Annotated in this window: 16 protein-coding genes; 7 read left to right on the forward strand and 9 right to left on the reverse strand. The window is 69.6% G+C overall.

Annotation, left to right across the window (positions count from 1 at the left end; genetic code table 11):
- Position 1: 1 nt before the first annotated feature.
- From rpsR to KLI87_RS02555, 4 genes are all read right to left on the reverse strand, one after another.
- On the reverse strand, positions 2–238 hold the full coding sequence (gene rpsR, locus KLI87_RS02540; RefSeq protein ID WP_019631633.1) for a 30S ribosomal protein S18: 237 nt from the start codon (positions 236–238) through the stop codon (positions 2–4).
- Between the two features lie 137 nt (positions 239–375).
- On the reverse strand, positions 376–975 hold the full coding sequence (locus KLI87_RS02545; protein ID WP_214615673.1) for a single-stranded DNA-binding protein: 600 nt from the start codon (positions 973–975) through the stop codon (positions 376–378).
- Positions 976–1,012: 37 nt separating this feature from the next.
- Entirely contained in the window at positions 1,013–1,303 is a 291-nt protein-coding gene (rpsF, locus tag KLI87_RS02550) for a 30S ribosomal protein S6 (protein ID WP_156217126.1), read from the reverse strand.
- A 247-nt stretch (positions 1,304–1,550) separates the two neighbouring features.
- Positions 1,551–1,763: a hypothetical protein gene (locus tag KLI87_RS02555; RefSeq protein WP_156217125.1), complete on the reverse strand. Its 213-nt coding sequence runs from the start codon at positions 1,761–1,763 to the stop codon at positions 1,551–1,553.
- A gap of 150 nt (positions 1,764–1,913) precedes the next feature.
- On the opposite strand from KLI87_RS02555, the gene KLI87_RS02560 reads away from it, so the two are divergent.
- The 3 genes from KLI87_RS02560 to KLI87_RS02570 all read left to right on the forward strand — a co-directional run bounded on the left by KLI87_RS02560 (position 1,914) and on the right by KLI87_RS02570 (position 3,826).
- Positions 1,914–2,213 carry a hypothetical protein gene (locus KLI87_RS02560; protein WP_214615674.1) on the forward strand — a complete coding sequence of 100 codons (300 nt, stop codon included), beginning with the start codon at positions 1,914–1,916 and terminating at the stop codon, positions 2,211–2,213.
- Between the two features lie 121 nt (positions 2,214–2,334).
- The gene (locus tag KLI87_RS02565; protein WP_214615675.1) at positions 2,335–3,105 is read left to right on the forward strand and encodes a deoxyribonuclease IV; all 771 of its coding nucleotides are present in this window, start codon (positions 2,335–2,337) and stop codon (positions 3,103–3,105) included.
- Positions 3,106–3,436: 331 nt separating this feature from the next.
- Positions 3,437–3,826 (forward strand): DUF4190 domain-containing protein, encoded by a 390-nt coding sequence (locus tag KLI87_RS02570; RefSeq protein ID WP_156217122.1) that lies wholly within the window; start codon positions 3,437–3,439, stop codon positions 3,824–3,826.
- A gap of 20 nt (positions 3,827–3,846) precedes the next feature.
- Here KLI87_RS02570 and KLI87_RS02575 read toward each other — a convergent pair whose 3' ends face one another.
- Positions 3,847–4,314: a barstar family protein gene (locus KLI87_RS02575; RefSeq protein WP_214615676.1), complete on the reverse strand. Its 468-nt coding sequence runs from the start codon at positions 4,312–4,314 to the stop codon at positions 3,847–3,849.
- Between the two features lie 224 nt (positions 4,315–4,538).
- Between KLI87_RS02575 and KLI87_RS02580 the strand changes: the two genes are divergently transcribed.
- Positions 4,539–5,000 (forward strand): hypothetical protein, encoded by a 462-nt coding sequence (locus tag KLI87_RS02580; protein WP_214615677.1) that lies wholly within the window; start codon positions 4,539–4,541, stop codon positions 4,998–5,000.
- Between the two features lie 191 nt (positions 5,001–5,191).
- A complete protein-coding gene (locus KLI87_RS02585; RefSeq protein ID WP_214615678.1) occupies positions 5,192–6,121 on the forward strand; it encodes a MerR family transcriptional regulator in 930 nt (309 codons plus the stop codon).
- A 45-nt stretch (positions 6,122–6,166) separates the two neighbouring features.
- Here KLI87_RS02585 and KLI87_RS02590 read toward each other — a convergent pair whose 3' ends face one another.
- The 4 genes from KLI87_RS02590 to KLI87_RS02605 all read right to left on the reverse strand — a co-directional run bounded on the left by KLI87_RS02590 (position 6,167) and on the right by KLI87_RS02605 (position 14,831).
- On the reverse strand, positions 6,167–7,612 hold the full coding sequence (locus KLI87_RS02590) for a glycosyltransferase family 87 protein (RefSeq protein WP_156217119.1): 1,446 nt from the start codon (positions 7,610–7,612) through the stop codon (positions 6,167–6,169).
- 134 nt (positions 7,613–7,746) lie between these two features.
- Positions 7,747–9,924 (reverse strand): transglycosylase domain-containing protein, encoded by a 2,178-nt coding sequence (locus KLI87_RS02595; RefSeq protein WP_308165819.1) that lies wholly within the window; start codon positions 9,922–9,924, stop codon positions 7,747–7,749.
- 936 nt (positions 9,925–10,860) lie between these two features.
- A complete protein-coding gene (locus KLI87_RS02600; protein ID WP_214615679.1) occupies positions 10,861–13,083 on the reverse strand; it encodes a transglycosylase domain-containing protein in 2,223 nt (740 codons plus the stop codon).
- A 1,385-nt stretch (positions 13,084–14,468) separates the two neighbouring features.
- Positions 14,469–14,831 (reverse strand): DUF5318 family protein, encoded by a 363-nt coding sequence (locus KLI87_RS02605; RefSeq protein ID WP_308165820.1) that lies wholly within the window; start codon positions 14,829–14,831, stop codon positions 14,469–14,471.
- A gap of 345 nt (positions 14,832–15,176) precedes the next feature.
- Here KLI87_RS02605 and KLI87_RS02610 point away from each other — a divergent pair, with 345 nt between their 5' ends.
- Positions 15,177–15,800, forward strand: coding sequence for a PadR family transcriptional regulator (locus KLI87_RS02610; RefSeq protein ID WP_156217116.1), 624 nt, complete (start codon positions 15,177–15,179; stop codon positions 15,798–15,800).
- A gap of 70 nt (positions 15,801–15,870) precedes the next feature.
- A complete protein-coding gene (locus tag KLI87_RS02615; RefSeq protein WP_156217115.1) occupies positions 15,871–16,950 on the forward strand; it encodes an inositol-3-phosphate synthase in 1,080 nt (359 codons plus the stop codon).
- The last annotated feature ends 48 nt before the right edge of the window (positions 16,951–16,998 follow it).

Raw genomic sequence — 16,998 nt, forward strand, 5'->3', positions numbered from 1 at the left:
CTCAGCGCGCGGTGCTGGTGTAGGGCAGCAGCGCCATCTCGCGGGCGTTCTTGATCGCCGTGGCGACGTCCCGCTGGTGCTGGGTGCAGTTACCGGTCACCCGACGGGCACGGATCTTGCCGCGGTCGGAGATGAACTTCCGCAGCAGACCGGTGTCCTTGTAGTCGACGTAGGAGATCTTCTCCTGGCAGAAAACGCAAACCTTCTTCTTCGGCTTGCGGGGAGGTGGCTTCGCCATCGTGGTGCTCCTTTATGAGAGCCCCGCTCACGCGGGAATGGGCGTGTACATGTCTTGGTCTTGCCGTGGGCCCGGCGGACGCCGCGCGCCGCCGGGCCGGATGGCCGAGGCCCCCGCGGGGCCCGGCCGGAGCCCGGTTAGAAGGGCGGGTCGTCGGAGTAGCCGCCGCCGCCCCCGCCGCCACCGCCACCGGTGGCCCAGGGGTCGTTGGCGGGAGCGCCGCCGCCCTGCTGGCCGCCGCCGAAGCCGCCGCCGCCCTGCTGCTGGCCGCCGCCGAAGCCGCCGCCGTCACCCTGGCCGCCGCCACCGCCGAAGCCGCCGCCCTGGCCGCCGCCACCGCCACCGCCGAAGCCGCCGCCCCCGCCGCCCTGCCGCTGGGTCTTGTTGACCTTCGCGGTGGCGTTGCGCAGCGACGGGCCGACCTCGTCGACCTCGATCTCGAAGACGGTGCGCTTCTCACCCTCGCGCGTCTCGTACGAGCGCTGCTTGAGCCGCCCCTGCACGATGACACGCATGCCGCGCTGGAGGCTCTCGGCGCAGTTCTCGGCCGCCTGCCGCCAGACGTTGCAGGTCAGGAACAGCGACTCGCCGTCCTTCCACTCGCCCGACTGTCGGTCGAAGCTCCGCGGCGTCGAGGCGATGCGGAACGAGGCGACCGCCTGGCCGCTCGGGGTGAAACGCAGATTCGGGTCCTCGACGAGGTTCCCGACGATCGTGATTACGGTGTCGCCTGCCATGGGGCTCGCTCCGGCTGGTGTGAGGACTGAGCCGGGCTCAGTGGACCTCGGGACGGATGACCTTGGTGCGGAGGATCGACTCGCTCAGGTTGAGCTGACGGTCGAGCTCCTTGACCGTGGCAGGCTCAGCCGACAGGTCGACCACCGCGTAGATGCCTTCGGACTTCTTCTGGATGTCGTACGCCAGGCGCCTGCGGCCCCAGACCTCGACCTTCTCGACGCTGCCGCCGCCGTCCTTGACGACCTTCAGGAACGGGTCGAGCGCCGCGCTCGCGGTGCGCTCGTCGATGGCGGGGTCGAGAATCGTCATCAGTTCGTAACGACGCATGCTGGTCCCTACCTCCTCTGGACTGGTGCGGTCACGGTCTCTCCGTGACAGGAGGGCTGTTGCGTCTCCCGCGGTGGCGCCGGATCCGGATTCGCCGGACGCGCCCGCCGCGAGACCGATACAGGCTACCAACTGTCAGCAGCGTACGAGCCGTTTCGCCCCCTCGGCGGCCTCCGGCCCGCACCGGCCGCGAGCGCCGGGCCGCACCCGCCGCGGGCGCCGGACCGGTGCCCGGAGGCGGCCCGCGTCAGCGTCTCGCGCCGGTGGGATGGGGGGATCTGGCGCAGCGACGGCGTTCCAGCTCGGCCATGATGTCGGCCATGCGGGCGCGCATCCGGGCCGTCTGGGTCGTCAGCAGCGACAACTCCTCGACGAGCTCCGCGTCACCGATGATCCCCAGCTCGCTCTTGTTCATCGCCTCGCCTCCGCTCGGCCGCTCGCGGGCACCTTTCGAAACCATGTTCGACGTTACCGGGTGCCGCCGACATTTTCCGCACGAGCGCGCAGGTTGATCTATGGATCCCCTGGGAATCCTCTAGCGACGACCCGTCCGGCCGCAGGCGCGCCGCAGGCGCCGGACGTGCTCGCCACGATCTGGAGGAGGGACCCGATGTCACAGGAGGCAGCCGGGCGAGAGCAGGCCGCCGTCGACCTCGACGCCGACCGCCATCCGCTGGAGAACGCGCTGGCGGTGGCGGCCATCACGATCGGGGTCGCCGCCCTGATCCTCGGCTCGATCCCGGCCACGCACTTCTTCGGGGCGCTCGCGGCCGTGATCGGCCTGCCGCTCGCGCTCTACTCCCAGCTCATCTCGGCGACCACCAACGAGCGCTGGCTGAACGTCATCGGGATGGTCACCGCCTTCGTCGGCGGCGGCTTCGCCCTCAGCCACGGCGGCTTCACCGTCTGACCCCCGTCCGACCCGTCCGACCCGTCCGGCCCTCGTCCGGCCCTCGCCCGGCCCCTGATCGGCCCCTGATCCGGTCGGGATCCGGGCGTGGATGTCGGACGTCGCGGCTAACCTCGGTGTCATGCGCATCGGAGCCCACGTCGACCAGACCAACCCGCTCGACAACGCGCGTGCCATCGGCGCGGACGTCGTCCAGTTCTTCCTGGGCGACCCGCAGGGCTGGAAGAAGCCCGTCCTGCCCGAGGGCGTCGAGGCGCTGGCCGGGTCGGGCGTCGAGGTGTACGTCCACGCGCCGTACACGATCAACGTGGCGACCTCCAACAACCGGATCCGCATACCGAGCCGCAAGAACCTGACGCAGCAGTTGGAGGCGGCGGCGTCGATCGGCGCGAAGGCGCTGATCGTGCACGGCGGCCACGTGCTGAAGGACGACGACCCCGAGCTGGGGTTCGAGAACTGGCGCAAGGTGTTCGAGCGGGTCGAGTGCCCGATCCCGGTCTACATCGAGAACACCGCGGGCGGCGGCAACGCGATGGCGCGCAGTTTCGACCGGATCTCCCGGCTGTGGGAGGTGCTGTCGGGCGTGGACGGCCTCGACGGCAAGCTCGGCTTCTGCCTCGACACCTGCCACGCGCACGCGGCGGGCGAGGAGCTCATCGACGCGGTCGACCGGATCAAGGCCATCACCGGACGCATCGACCTCGTGCACTGCAACGACAGCCGCGACGCGTTCGGGTCGGGCGCCGACCGGCACGCCAACCTCGGCACCGGCAAGATCGACACCGACCTCATCCTGTCGGTGGTCAGGGCGGCCGCCGCGCCCGTCGTCGTGGAGACCCCGGCGGCGGGGCACGCCGAGGACATCTCCTGGCTGCGCGCCAACCTGGGCTGACCCCCGAGCCGGGCTTCCATGGGCTCGGGCTGATCTCTCTCGCCGTGCCGAACCCCCCACCGGACCGGTCCTTCAACGGGCTGGAGCCACGGCCGCGTCGGCGCTCGGCCGGCCCGAGCCGCCGCCCCGGTCGAGCCCTGACCGGGCCGAAGCCCGCACCGACCTGGGAGCCACCGGGAACCGGACTGGATCTTCGGGCATCTAAAAGTGCGAGGATCATCCTTGTGGCGACGTCATTCGGGCTTCGACCACGCCGACACAATCGAAATCCCAGCACTCAGCGCACGTGCGGCACCCTTGCGACGGCGGGCGCGCGACCGATCGGGAAGCCATGGCACAACCCCCCTACGACCCGTACGGCGGTTACGGGTCGGATCCCTACGGCCAGCACTACCAGCAGCCCCCCGTGCAGCACCACTACTACGGCGGCGGACCGCCGGTGGTCCCGCGCAACAACGGCATGGCCGTCGCCTCGATGGTGCTCGGCATCATCGGCGTCCTGACCTGCGGCGGGGTCGTGTTCTCCGCCGCGGCCGTCATCTTCGGCCACGTCGCGCACGGGCAGATCAAGCGCACCGGGGAGGCGGGCGGCGGCATGGCGACCACCGGGCTCGTCCTCGGCTACATCTTCGCGGTGCTCGGGCTCCTCTACTGGATCGTCATCGTCGGCTTCTACGGCGCGGCGATCTGGAGCATCAACCACGACTCGTCCACCTACTGACGACCTGACGGTCTGACGGCTCAGGCGAGCCGGGGAACGCCCGCCACCTCCACGCCCACGCTCGGCAGCAGCACCGTCATGGGGGTGGGGGTGTCCCGCCATGCCTCCACCGCGTCGGCGAACACGTCCAGGACCGTCCGGAACGAGCACTGGTCGGCCTCGGCCAAGTCGGCCCACGACTCGTACAGCACCACGTAGCCGGCGCGCGCGGGCGCCCACGAGAGGTCGGCCAGGCAGTCCTCCAGCGCGTCCCAGTTGCCGCCGAACCACTCGGGGAACGCGAAGACCTCGGCGCACAGCCGCAGGAACGCGTCCTTGTCGCGGACGCGCCGTCCGTCCAGGTGGAACGCGCGCCAGCCCGCCTCCTCCGCCCGTCCCGCCCAGCCGCCGCCGCCCGCCGCGCCGGATGCCGGGACCGCGCGCCACTGGTAGACGCCCGGCCTCAGCCGTTCGGTGAGCAGTTCGTCCATCGCCCGGTCCGCGTTCACGCCCTCTCCCGCCGCTCCGCGCATGCGGCTCGATGCTCGCACACCGGCGTCCGCTCGGATCGTTGGCGACGCGAAGACCTGGGTCGATCCTTCTTGGCGCGCGCCACGCCCGCCTTCCCTGTTGACGATCCTCTCTGTTCTAGTTACTCTCTTTTTCAGAGAGACTCTTGGCAAGAGTGACTCTGTGCGCGAGGTAGTTGCCCGATTCCGGAAGGAAGACCGAGATGGACACCACGCCCACCACCCTCCCCGTCCGCGTCCACACCCACTACAGGTCGGTCAAGAAGCTCGGCTCCTGGACGGAGGCCCGCGCCTTCGAGGTGCGCGGCCGCCGCGGCTCGGTCGTCCTCGACCTGCGGTCGCCGCTGATCGGGGACGGCGACATCGAGATCGACGTCGACCTGGACCACTCGATGCTCAAGCTCCTGGTGCCCGAGGACGCGAACATCGACCACTGGGACCTGCGCTTCGCCGGGCGGGGCCGCGTCAAGGACTGGACCGGGCGGGGCGGCGAGGGCCGCCGCGTCGTGATCAGGGGCGAGATGCGGCACGCGGAGATCCGCGTCCACCGCGGCGGGATCGCGACGCTGTCGGCGATGTTCACCCGCGAGTACGTCAAGGACGTGCGGCGCGCCCACCGCGAGGGCGGCTTCCCCACCATCGACGACCCGACGCGAGTCGCCTGATGGCGACGGCCGATCCTGGGGGCGCCCAGGGCGGATGACTCGGATCCGGCCGGACGGCCCGCCCCGGGATACGGCGGGACGTCCGACGGGGCATCCGGGGAGAGCGCGTACGGTCCTCCGTACGCGCTCTCTGCTTTTCGCGTTATCGGTGCTTGAGTCTCCACCCGCTGGAGGCCGCAAGGTAAGGGGACATGGACGGCGGCACCCTCTACACGATCGGGGAACTGGCACGTCGGACGGGCCTCTCCGTCCGCACGATCCGGTTCTACTCCGACTCCGGCGTGGTGCCGCCGACCTGCCGGACGTCGGCCGGATACCGGCTGTACGACCCGGCGGCGGCGGCCCGGCTCGACCTGGTCCGCACACTCCGCGACCTCGGCGTCGACCTCGCGACCGTCCAGCGGCTGCTGGCACGCGAGATCACGGTCGGCGAGGTCGCGGCGGCCCACGCCGACGCGCTCGACGCGCAGATCCGCACCCTCCGGATGCGCCGCGCGGTGCTGCGGGCCGTCGCCGAACTCCGGTCCAGTCCCGAGGAGATGGAACTCATGCACAAGCTCGCCAAACTGTCCGCCGAGGAGCGGCGGCGGATCATCACCGACTTCGTCGACGCGTCCTTCGCGGGCCTCGACGTGGACCCCGGCTTCGCGGCCAGGATGCGGTCCGCGCTGCCGGAGCTGCCCGACGATCCCGAGCCCGAGCAGGTCGACGCCTGGGTGGAGCTGGCCGAACTGGTCGGCGACCCGGACTTCCGCGCGTCCGTGCGGCGGATGGCCGAGCACCAGGCGGACGCGATGCCCGAGGAAGGCCGGGACCAGGGCGTCTGGGCGGAACTCACCGAACTCACCCGGCGCAAGGTCGAGGAGGCGATCGCGGCGGGCATCGCGCCGGACGCCGCGTCCGCGCGTCCCGTCGCCGACGAACTGGCCGGCGCCTATGCCGCCGTGCTGAACGAGCAGGACGGGCCGGAGTTCAGGCGCGACCTGCCGACCCGGATCGAGATCGGCAACGACCGCCGGGCCGAGCGCTACTGGCAGCTGCTCGCCATCATCAACGGCCGGCCGGTGCCGCCGACGCTGACACCGGCGTTCGCATGGTTCGCCGAAGCATTGCGCGCCTGAGCCGGCTGTCCCGCCTCGGCCGCCTGATCCGGTTGGGCCGCCTGGTCAGAGCGCCGGGACGGCCGCGCGGCGTGGACCGAGCCGGCGGCCGAGCGAGATGACGTCCCGCGCGCCATCCAGGAAACCCCCGGCGGGGTCGTCCACCTCGTCCGCCCGGACGGGGTCGCCGGACGGCCGCAGGATGTCCCACACGACCAGCGACGCCAGCAGCAGAACGGTCACGAAACGCGCCAGCAGGGCGAGTCCGTAGACGTCGTGGCTGATCCCGCCCTCCGGGGCGTCCAGGCTGAGGACCGCGGAGACGGTGCCGCCCAGATCGGACCCCGGCACCTGGCTGGACACCGACAACAGGTACCACCAGATACCGAAGAAGTAGACGACCTCACCGGCCTGCCACAGCACGAAGGCCGGAAGCTTCGGACGGGCCAGAACGGCGAGCGGCAACAGCCACAGCACATACTGCGGCGACCAGACCTTGTTCGGAAGCATGAACGCGACCAGCACAAGGAACATCACCTGGGGGAGCCGCGGACGGCGCGGCGCCGCCAACGTCAGCACGGCGATTCCGGCGGCGAGGACCAGGAACGTGCCCGTGCCGAGCATGTTGAGGTGGTCGGTGTCGTCCAATCCCTTCATTCCGTGGTCCTGGAGGAAGAAGAAGATCGAGCCCCAGTCGACGCCGCGTTGCTGGCTGAAGATATAGAACTCCTTCCAGCCGTCCCAGGCGAAGAGCATGACGGGCAGATTCACGAGCAGCCACGCACCGGCCGTCCCGGCGAGCATGCGTCCCATCGCGCGCCACTGGCCCGCGCGCACGCACAGCAGAACGAGCGGCCCGAGGAACAGCAGCGGATAGAACTTCGCCGCGATGGCGAACCCCAGCAGCGCGCCCGCGAGCGCGGGGCGGCGCGCCGACCACGCCGCCAGTGCCAGCGCCGACAACGCCACGGCCAGCAGATCCCAGTTGATGTACGCGGTCAGCAGCAGCGCGGGCGACAACGCGACCATCAACCCGACCCGGAGGGAGCGGCGCCCGGCCGCGTACGCCGTCGCCAGCACGGCCGCCATCGCCAGCAGCGCGAGCAGGAGCGCGGTGACGTGGTAGAACGCCATCCCCCGCTCGTCCACCCCGAACGGACGGACGAGCCACGCGACCACCTGCATGAATCCGCCGCTCAGCACCGGATACTCCACGTGGTGGATATCGGATCCGGCGACGTCGAACGAGTCGAAGTAGGGCACCTTGCCGTCGTTCAGCCCGCGCACGTAATAGAGCGGATAGACGTCGGTGTAGCAGGCCCGCGTCGTCGTCTTCACGAAGTCGAACCTCGTCGTCGCGCACGGCTGTTTCTGCAACCAGCCCAGCGCGCACACAAGGGCCGTCACGCCGGTGAGGACGGGGGCCAGCCTCGCGAGTCGCCCGCGTCCGTCCACCCCGTCGCCGCCGGTGCCGGCGGTGGACGAACCGAGCCTTTCCGAAGAGGACGACATGGACAGCAGACTATTGGCCGATCACCGGCGCCCGCGCCCACACGGGGCGCCGAGATCGTCCGGGCAAAGGAAAGGCCCGGAACCCGTGCGGGTTCCGGGCCGCTCCCACGGCGCTGTCGGTTCCTACGGCGCCGTCAGTGGCCGTTCGGGCCGCCCGGGCCCGTTTCCCGGCACCTCGGGTGGTCCTGGTGGCCCTGCTGGCACCACCATTCGATGTCCTCCCCGTCGGGCGGCAGGTTGGGGTCGCAGCCGAGCGGCATGTGGAACTTGTCGCACGGCACCTTCGCCGGCGTCGTGGTCGTCGGCGTCTCCGTCGGGGTCGTGGGCGACTGCGACTGGCACGGGCGCGCGTTCGGCTGCTGCGGCTGCTGCCCGGGGCGGGTGCAGGTCGGCGTGGTCGTCGGCGTCGGCGTGGTCGTCGGCGTGGGCGTCGGCTTGGCCACGGCCCACGGCGCCATGCTGCCGCCGTTGACGGGCGCGCCGAACTGGGTGATGTCCCGGCCCTCCAGCGCCTTCGTCATGAAGAGCCTGAACACCTTGGCCGGGACTGTGCCACCGTAGATCTGGCTGTAGCCGCCGATGCCGACCAGCGACTGCCGCACCTTGCGCTTGTCCTCGCGCCACATCGCGACCGACGTCGAGAGTTCCGGGGTGTACCCGACGAACCAGGCCGACTTGTTCTGGTCGGTGGTACCCGTCTTGCCCGCCACCGGACGCGCCCCGAGGCTCGCCGCCTTACCGGTACCGGTGGTGACGACCGCGCGCATCGCGGACGTCGCGTCCCGCGCCACGCCGGTCGTGAACGCCCGCTTCCCCTTGCCGTCGTCCTTGTCCCAGGGCAGCTTGACGCGCTTGCCGTTCCGGTCGACGATCTTGGCGATCACATGCGGCCTGCGGTACACGCCCTCCGACGCGAACGTCGAGTAGACCGAGGCCATCGTGAGGGAGCTGGCGTTGATGACACCGAGCGGGAGGCTGGTGTAGCCGCTCTTCAGGTTCTCGGTGTCGGACGGCATGCCCATCTTGATCGCCATGTCGGCGACCTTGTCGAGCCCGACCTTCTGGCCCAGCTCGACGTACGCCGTGTTGATGGACTGCGCCGTCATCTCCTTGAGGTTGTAGACGCCGTTCTCACCCTTGCTGTCGTTCGTGAACGGCGTCCCGTTGATCACCCTGCGGTAGCTGCCGTCCATGGTGGTCTGGAGGCTGACCCCCTGGTCCAGCGCCGTCGCCAGCACGATCGGCTTGAACGAGGACCCCGGCTGGACGCTGCCCTGGAAGGAGTCGTCGAACTGCTGCCTGGCGTAGTCCGGGCCGCCGTAGGAGGCCACCACGCCACCCGTGGCCGGGTCGATCGAGGTGAGCCCGAAGTGGATGTCCTTGCCCAGGTTCGAGTCCTTCTTCACCTGGTTGACCACCGTGGCGGTGTAGTCCTGGAGCTCCTTGTCGAAGGTGGTCGTGATCTTCAGACCGCCGGTCTCGACGTCCTGCTTGCTGATGTGGAGGTCGTCCAGCTCCGCCATGACCCGGTCCTGCATGTACCCGACCTGGGGGCCGCCCTTGACGTCGCTCCATGCCTTCTGGGTCTTCGGGAACTTCGCCGCCGTGCGCTGGGCGGAGGTGATCCAGCCTTCCTTCTCCATCCCGTTCAAGACGTAGGTCCAGCGCTGGATCAGCGCCTGCTTGGCCGGGTTGTTGTTCTGGCCGTAGGACACGAAGTAGTACGGACGCTGGATCATCGCCGCCAGCATCGCCGCCTGCGACACGTTGAGGTGGTCGACGGTCGTGTGGAAGTAGGCGCGGGAGGCCGCCTGGATGCCGTACGCCGAGCGACCGAACGCGACGGTGTTGAGGTACAGCTCCAGGATCTTCTTCTTGTCGTACTCCTGGCCCGCCCGGATGGAGATCAGGATCTCCTTCAGCTTGCGGCTGATGGTGCGGTCCTGGCTGAGCCCCTGGAAGTAGTTGCGGGCGAGCTGCTGCGTGATCGTCGAGCCGCCCTCGACGTCGCCGCCGGTCCCCGCCTTGAGCAGGGCGCGCGCGACGCCGGTCGGCGAGATGCCCGGCTCGTGCCAGAAGTTGCGGTCCTCCGCCGCGAGCACGGCGTTCTGCACGATCGGCGGCACCTTGGTCAGCGGGATGCTCTCGCGGTGCGTGCCGATCCGGGCGAACGCCGTCCCGTCCTTGTAGGAGATCACCGACTCCTGCTTGACGGCGTCCTGCTGCGCCTCGTCCGGGATCGGGGTGTTCTGGTACGCGACGAAGACCAGCGTGGCCATGCCGAGCACCAGCACGGTGAAGACGGCGAGCACGATCTTCCAGGACGGGACGTACCGCCGCCAGCCGGTCTTCTTCGGCTTGCCGGCCCGCTTGCCGCGCCGTCCGCGGCCGCCGCCGTCCCCGGGGCCTCCGGGGCCGTTCGGACCGCTGGGGCCGCCGCGTCCACCCGGGCCGCCAGGCCCGCCGGGACCGCCGGGACCGCCGGGTCCACCCGGCCCCCCAGGCCCTCCCGGGCCGGTGCGCACAGCGTTGGGAGCGCGCCGGCGAGCGCCGGGCGCTCCCCCGCGCTGGGGGGCCGCGCCAGGCCCGCCGGGGCTGCCAGGTCCGCCAGGTCCGCCGGGGCCGCCGGGCCGCGTTCCCGGGCGGGCGACACGGCCGGGCATCGGGGAACCGGCCTGCGGTCCGCCGCGCGGCGCCCCGCCACGGGGCGCGCCTCCGGGGGGGACGGCGCCGCGCGGTGCACCGCCGGGCGGCACGGCGCCGGGCCCACCCGATGAGGAGGGACGGGGCGAACCCCTCCTTCCCGGGCTGTCTCCGTATTCCGGTCCGTATCGGCTTGGGTTACTCACGCGACCTCATCAACTGGGGTACGGCTGTGCGTCGTCCGAGAGTACTGCTCGTGTGGAGGCGTGGGGGTCAGTGGTGCAAGGTCCGCAGCGCCCTGACAAGCCGGACAAATTGGATCTTGCCAGGTCGGGGCGGTTCGCCGGGACCGTTCCCATACACACACCCCTCCAAGCGCGGAAACGGATGGACCGGCGGGCAGGCGCGAACGCATGCGCGGGCACCGTCCATGGGCCATGTCGCGCGCCTCCGTCCGCCGCCGCCGATTCACGTCCATCTGTTCGTTCGCGTTGGTCACATATGCGGTTCATTCGCGTGCGACGACGCCGAGCGAGGTCCTGTCCACCGCCGGACCTCTTCTCGGACGTCGTCACATGCGCGGTCACGTGTGACGACGCGCGGATTCACTCGCGCGGTCTCACAGGCAGGGGGGTGACGCTTTCCGAGTTGGGCCAGCCGCCTCCGCCCGGGAAGCCCGGTCCGCCGCCCCCGCCGCCTCTGCGGCAGGCCGGATCGCCGTTGTGCATGTTGCACCACCACCGCGGCGGCGGATTGCTCGGCGGCTTGTTCGGGTCGCACTTCCCGCCCTCGGGGAACGGCGACTGGCACGGGGGCTTGCCGCCGCCGTCGCCGTCATCGCCGTCATCGCCCTGGCAGCGCGGGTCGTAGTCGCCGACCGGGGTGTCGCACCACGGCGGCCGTTCGTCGTGCTTCTTCTTTTTCTTGACCGGAGGCTTCGCCCACTTCTGGACGATGCCGCTCCAGACCGGAGGCGGGAAGGCCCTGGCCTCCATCGACCGCGTCGCGTCGGCCATATAGCTCCGCCAGATCCGCGCCGGGATCGTGCCGCCCTGGACCTCTCCCACGCCCGGCAGAATGAGGGACTTCTTCTTCCCGTCCGGACCCGTCGCGTCGTTGTAGAGCGTCACCGCCGTCGACATCTGCGGGACGTAGCCGACGAACCACGTCGCGACATTGCGGTCGGTGGTGCCCGTCTTGCCCGCGGCGGCCCGGCCGTCGGGCAGCGCCGCCGCCGTCGCCGTGCCGCCCTTGATGACCTGCTGCATCGCGTACGTGGCGTCCGCCGCGACCTTCGGCTCGAAGACGCGGTGCGACTCGTACTTCGGCTTCAGCCGCATCGTCTTGTTGTCGGTCATCTTGACGTTCCGGATCACGTGCGGCTGGTGGTACACACCGCCGTTCGCGAACGCCGCGTACCCGCTCGCCTGCTCGATCGGACGGATGTTGTTCACGCCCAGCGCGAGGTTGATGCAACAGGAGTGCGGCTTCAACAGGTCGGGCGCGATACCCGCGTCCGTCTCGGTCTTGATGACCTCCTTGATGCCGACCTTTCCCATGAGCTGCAAGAAGGCCGTGTTCACCGAGTCCTGGGTCGCCTTGACCAGGTCGATCGCCGGGCCCTCATTGTGGCTGTTGGGAACGACGGTGGCGTTCGGCGTGCCCTTCGGCACGACATTGCCCTGCGGGTCGATCGGCGTCATCGACCGTCCCTCGACCATGCTCTTCAGGCTGTATCCCTGTTTGAGCGCGGTCGCCAGCACATAGGGCTTCATCGCCGACCCGGCCTGCGCCGACCCCGACCACACGTTGTCGAACGCCTGCGAGAGATAGTCCGGCCCGCCGTAGAAGGCGACGACCTCGCCGTTCGCCGAGTTCACCGACACCAGCCCGACGCGGATCTTCTTCCGCGCGAGCCGCTTCGGATTCACCTGCGGGACGGTGTGCTCGGCCGCCTGCCGGGCCTGCTCCATCTTCTTCTTGTCGAACGTCGTGTAAACGCGCAGGCCCTTGGTCGTCAGTTCCTTGTTGTCGATCTTCAGGCGGCGCAGCTCCTCCTTGGCCCGCATCAGCATGTAGCCGCGCTGGCCGCTGTAGAGTTGGTCGCCCGTGCCCGCCTCGTGAATCCTGGGCAGCTTCTTCATGTACCGGTCGGCGTCCGCCTGGCTGAGCTTCTTCATCGAGACCAGGCCCCGGAGCGTGTACTGGTACCGCTCGGTCAGCCACGCCCGGTTCGCCTTGTCGCCCGGGTCGCGGTTCGGGTTCTGGATGATCCCGCCCAGCACGGCCGCCTGGTCGGGGGTCAGCTTCCACACGTCCCTCCCGAAGTACTCCCGGGAGGCCGCCTGGATGCCGTAGGTGTCACGGCCGAAGTAAATGGTGTTCAGGTAGAGCTTGAGGATGTCGTCCTTGGAATGCTTGTCCTCCAGCTTCAGCGAGATGAACAGCTCCCTGAACTTCCGGTCCATCGTCCGGTTGTTCGGGTCGGAGTAGTAGTTCTTCGCGAGCTGCTGCGTGATCGTGGACCCGCCGCCCGACCCACCGGTCAGGTTCGCCCACACCGCCCGCGTCGTCCCCTTGACCGAGAACCCGGGGTCGGTGCGGAAGCTCCGGTTCTCCGCCGCCAGCACCGAGTCCTGGACGATCGGCGGCACCTGGTTCAACTCGACGCTCTGCCGCTTCTTCCCGATCCGTCCGATCTCGCTGCCGTCGGTGTAGTAGAAGATCGACGCCTGGTCCTCCACACCCGCCACCGTCGGCTCGGCGGGCGTCGGGGTGTTCGCGTACGCGACCCAGATCAGCGTGATGATGCTGGCGAACCCCAGCACGCAGACACCGGCGACGAGCTTCCACGAGGGAATGAACCGCCGCCATCCCGTACTGCGCGAGCGGAAATGATCGAGGAACGTCCGCTTTCCGCGGGGCGGCTTCCCGGATCCGGGTCCACCCGGTCCACCGGGGCCTCCCGGCCCGCCCGGCCCGCCGACCCCTCCGGCGCCGGACGCCGCGCCCATGCGCCTGCGTCCAGGAGCACTGGATTTCTTGAGGCCCGGCACGCTGAGTTTGGAAAGCCGTCCTTTGACACCGCCGGCGGCCCCCGCACCAGCGGCGGGGGCACCCATTCCGAACTGAGCGCCGCCCTGAGGCCCACCGAAAGAAGGAGGCCCAACAGGAGCACCAGGCCCCCCAAAACCACCGGGACCAGCCGGAGGAATGCCTGGAACACCGAACCCACCAGAAGCTCTAGGCCCGCCGGGCGGACCGAAAACGGGCCCCCCAGGAGCGCTAGGCACAACCGCCCCACCGGGCCCGGGACCTCCGGGACCGGCCGGAACACCAAAGCCGCCAGGGCCACCAGGCGCACCGGGACCGCCAGGAGGATTCCCTCCGGGAGGCACCCCTGGCCCATTCAGCCCATCAGATCCACCAAAGCCGCCACCCGGCCCCCCAGGGCCGCCGCCCAGCGCCGGAACACCACTCAACCCACCAATATCGCCAACGGTCTTATTAAGATCACTTTGAGTGACTTCCCCCGAACCGGCCGGGTCGCCAGGAAGGTCAGTCGGCCATATATCGGACGATCCCAAAACCGGCGCCTCGCCGGACCCACCAGGAGAGCCACCCTGCGGGATCCCACCGGGCCCCCGTGGAGAAGCACCCGGCGCACCCGAGGGATCCGGCGACCCACCGAAGTCTTCAGACGGACGCGCGCCCGGGGGACCACCGGCGGCGGGCGGCATGCCCGGGGCTAGCGGATCTTCGCCCGGGGGAGTTACCGAGGCGCCAGGATTTTGCGGCCCACCAGCGACACCCGCTGGGGGAGGGCCGAAAATGGCGGTGGCGTCCGGCTCCGGAGCACCGCTTCCCGCCGCGGGAGGGACACCGAAGGGCCCCGGGCTGGAAGAAGGGCCGCCGAGGGGTGGTGGCCCGTCGCCCGGGTTCGCCTCAACCTGGGCATCCGGATCCTCCGGGACATCTGAGCGGCCGAGACGGGGGACCTGCTGCCCGCCCGGCCACGGCGACCCGGACTCCGGCCGGGGCTGGCTTGGATTACTCACGCGACCTCATCGACAGGGGGACAAACGGCTCGTATGCCGTCCGAAGGGTACTGTGCGGGCTGGTGAGCGGGGGGAGCGTTGTGCACGCCGAGACTCCGTTCCGGCTGGTCAACGCCCTCGTGGACGGCGCGGTCGGCGGCTTGCTCCTTGGTCGTCTACCGCTCGGGGCTCTGCTCCCCGTGGCCGAGGACATACGACATGGCCAGATGGTTCCAGGCGCAACTTTGGCATACTTCCACCACATACACCCTGAATTCTCCGTATTCGCGATCCATCTCGGCGAGCTCGGCGGTAACCTTCACGCGCCCCGCGTAACGTCCCAGCTCATCCCCGTACACGTAGGTCACGTGGGTGAGGCGCTCGCGATCGCAGACCGGGCAGGGCTTGTCCGTGGGCTCACCGTGGTACTTGGCCGCACGCAGGAGATAGGGGTGCGCGTCGCACGCGTCGTCCCTGGTCACGGAGCCGAACCGCAGTTCGGCGAGGGCGGCCCGCTTCGCCAGCCCGTAGTCGACCACGAGCCTCGGTCTCATCGGCGCCGTCGACCCCGCATGCCAGCAGGGTAAGCCCGGCCCCGGCCGGGCCGACAGATCATCGCGGCGAGGTTGTCCACAGAACCCCATTCCACTTACCCGGCCCACCCGCGCCCCGGAACATGGAGCGACGAGACAGCGCCCGCCCTGGCCAGGACCGCCGCACACCCCCAGGACGGCGGTTTCGGACGCGATCCAACCCCGTCCAAGGGAGGGTTCCCAGTGCTGGACTTGCCAGGACGACCGCCCGTACGTATCTTTGCGATGTATCGAACCGATACATTCACTCGATACATCGAACTGAGACATCGGCTCTGCGGGGGAATCGACATGGCGGGCAAGAAGGGCGCGGGCGTGCTGGAGCTCGCCGTGCTCGGCCTGCTGCACGAGTCCCCCATGCACGGCTACGAGCTGCGCAAGCGGCTCAACACCTTGCTGGGCATGTTCCGCGCCTTCTCCTACGGCTCGCTCTACCCGTGCCTCAAGCAGCTCCTCACCAGCGGGCTGATCATGGAGGACCGGCCGGAGGAGCCGAACACGGCGCTGGCGCTGCAGAGCCGCCGCTCGAAGATCGTCTACAAGCTCACCGCCGACGGCAAGGAGCGGCTCCAGCAGCTCCTCACCGAGGCGGGTCCGGCGTCCTGGGAGGACGAGGGGTTCGGCGTGCACTTCGCCTTCTTCTCGCACACCCGCGCCGATGTCCGGCTGAGGATCCTCGAAGGCCGGCGCAGCCGGCTGGAGGAGCGCCTGGAGAGCGTGCGCGCCGCCCTGGCACGCACGCGCGAACGGGTCGACTCCTACACGCTTGAGCTGCAGAACCACGGGCTCGAATCCGTCGAACGCGAGGTCAGGTGGCTCAACGAGCTCATCGGGCGCGAGCGGGCGGAGCAGGAACAACAGGCAAGATCATCTTCGCAAACCAATCAGGACATGCCTCGGGAGAACGGCCGCTGACCCGCGGCCCGGTGCCCTCGGGGTCGGGTGAAGAACACCACATGTTCCGCTAGAGAGAAGGAGCAACCGGATGGGTTCGGTGCGCGTAGCCATCGTGGGTGTGGGCAACTGCGCCTCTTCGCTCGTCCAGGGTGTCGAGTTCTACAAGGACGCGGCGCCCGAGACGCGAGTCCCCGGCCTCATGCACGTGCAGTTCGGCGACTACCACGTGGGCGACGTCGAGTTCGTCGCGGCGTTCGACGTGGATGCCAAGAAGGTCGGGATGGACCTGTCCGAGGCCATCCACGCCAGCGAGAACAACACCATCAAGTTCGCCGACGTCCCGCCGACCGGCGTGATCGTCCAGCGCGGCCACACCTTCGACGGCCTCGGCGAGTACTACCTCGACATGGTCGAGGAGTCCGACGCCACCCCGGTCGACGTCGTCCAGACGCTGAAGGACGCCAAGGTCGACGTGCTGGTCTCCTACCTGCCCGTGGGCTCGGAGGACGCCGACCGCTTCTACGCCCAGTGCGCGATCGACGCCAAGGTCGCGTTCGTGAACGCGCTGCCGGTCTTCATCGCCAGCGACCCCGAGTGGGCCCAGAAGTTCACCGACGCCGGCGTCCCGATCGTCGGCGACGACATCAAGTCCCAGGTCGGCGCGACCATCACCCACCGCGTGATGGCCAAGCTGTTCGAGGACCGCGGCGTTGAGCTGCTGCGCACCTACCAGCTCAACTTCGGCGGCAACATGGACTTCATGAACATGCTGGAGCGCAAGCGCCTCCAGTCCAAGAAGATCTCCAAGACCCAGTCGGTCACCTCGCAGATCCCGCACGAGATGGCCAAGGCCGACGTCCACATCGGCCCGTCCGACCACGTGCCGTGGCTGGACGACCGCAAGTGGGCCTACGTCCGCCTGGAGGGCAAGTCGTTCGGCGACACCCCCCTCAACCTGGAGTACAAGCTTGAGGTCTGGGACTCCCCGAACTCCGCCGGCGTCATCATCGACGCCGTCCGCGCCGCCAAGATCGCCAAGGACCGCGGCATCGGCGGCCCGATCCTGTCGGCCAGCTCCTACTTCATGAAGTCGCCGCCGGAGCAGTACAACGACGACCAGGCCCGCGAGGCCGTCGAGAAGTTCATCCGCGGCGAAGTGGACCGCTGACCCTGACCAGCGCCCTAGCGATGGCGGCCTGACACACCCACGTCAGGC

It is taken from the genome of Actinomadura sp. NEAU-AAG7 (assembly GCF_018603865.1).
GTDB classification, from domain to species: Bacteria; Actinomycetota; Actinomycetes; order Streptosporangiales; family Streptosporangiaceae; genus Spirillospora; species Spirillospora litoris.

Bases quoted from the DNA above. Each gene is read 5' to 3' on its own strand.
- KLI87_RS02610 (WP_156217116.1), top strand. From the start codon at position 15,177: ATGGCGGGCAAGAAGGGCGCGGGCGTGCTGGAGCTCGCCGTGCTCGGC.
- KLI87_RS02570 (WP_156217122.1), top strand. From the start codon at position 3,437: ATGGCACAACCCCCCTACGACCCGTACGGCGGTTACGGGTCGGATCCC.
- KLI87_RS02590 (WP_156217119.1), bottom strand. From the start codon at position 7,612: ATGTCGTCCTCTTCGGAAAGGCTCGGTTCGTCCACCGCCGGCACCGGC.
- KLI87_RS02555 (WP_156217125.1), bottom strand. From the start codon at position 1,763: ATGGTTTCGAAAGGTGCCCGCGAGCGGCCGAGCGGAGGCGAGGCGATG.
- rpsR (WP_019631633.1), bottom strand. From the start codon at position 238: ATGGCGAAGCCACCTCCCCGCAAGCCGAAGAAGAAGGTTTGCGTTTTC.
- KLI87_RS02560 (WP_214615674.1), top strand. From the start codon at position 1,914: ATGTCACAGGAGGCAGCCGGGCGAGAGCAGGCCGCCGTCGACCTCGAC.
- KLI87_RS02580 (WP_214615677.1), top strand. From the start codon at position 4,539: ATGGACACCACGCCCACCACCCTCCCCGTCCGCGTCCACACCCACTAC.
- KLI87_RS02585 (WP_214615678.1), top strand. From the start codon at position 5,192: ATGGACGGCGGCACCCTCTACACGATCGGGGAACTGGCACGTCGGACG.
- rpsF (WP_156217126.1), bottom strand. From the start codon at position 1,303: ATGCGTCGTTACGAACTGATGACGATTCTCGACCCCGCCATCGACGAG.
- KLI87_RS02615 (WP_156217115.1), top strand. From the start codon at position 15,871: ATGGGTTCGGTGCGCGTAGCCATCGTGGGTGTGGGCAACTGCGCCTCT.
- KLI87_RS02545 (WP_214615673.1), bottom strand. From the start codon at position 975: ATGGCAGGCGACACCGTAATCACGATCGTCGGGAACCTCGTCGAGGAC.
- KLI87_RS02565 (WP_214615675.1), top strand. From the start codon at position 2,335: ATGCGCATCGGAGCCCACGTCGACCAGACCAACCCGCTCGACAACGCG.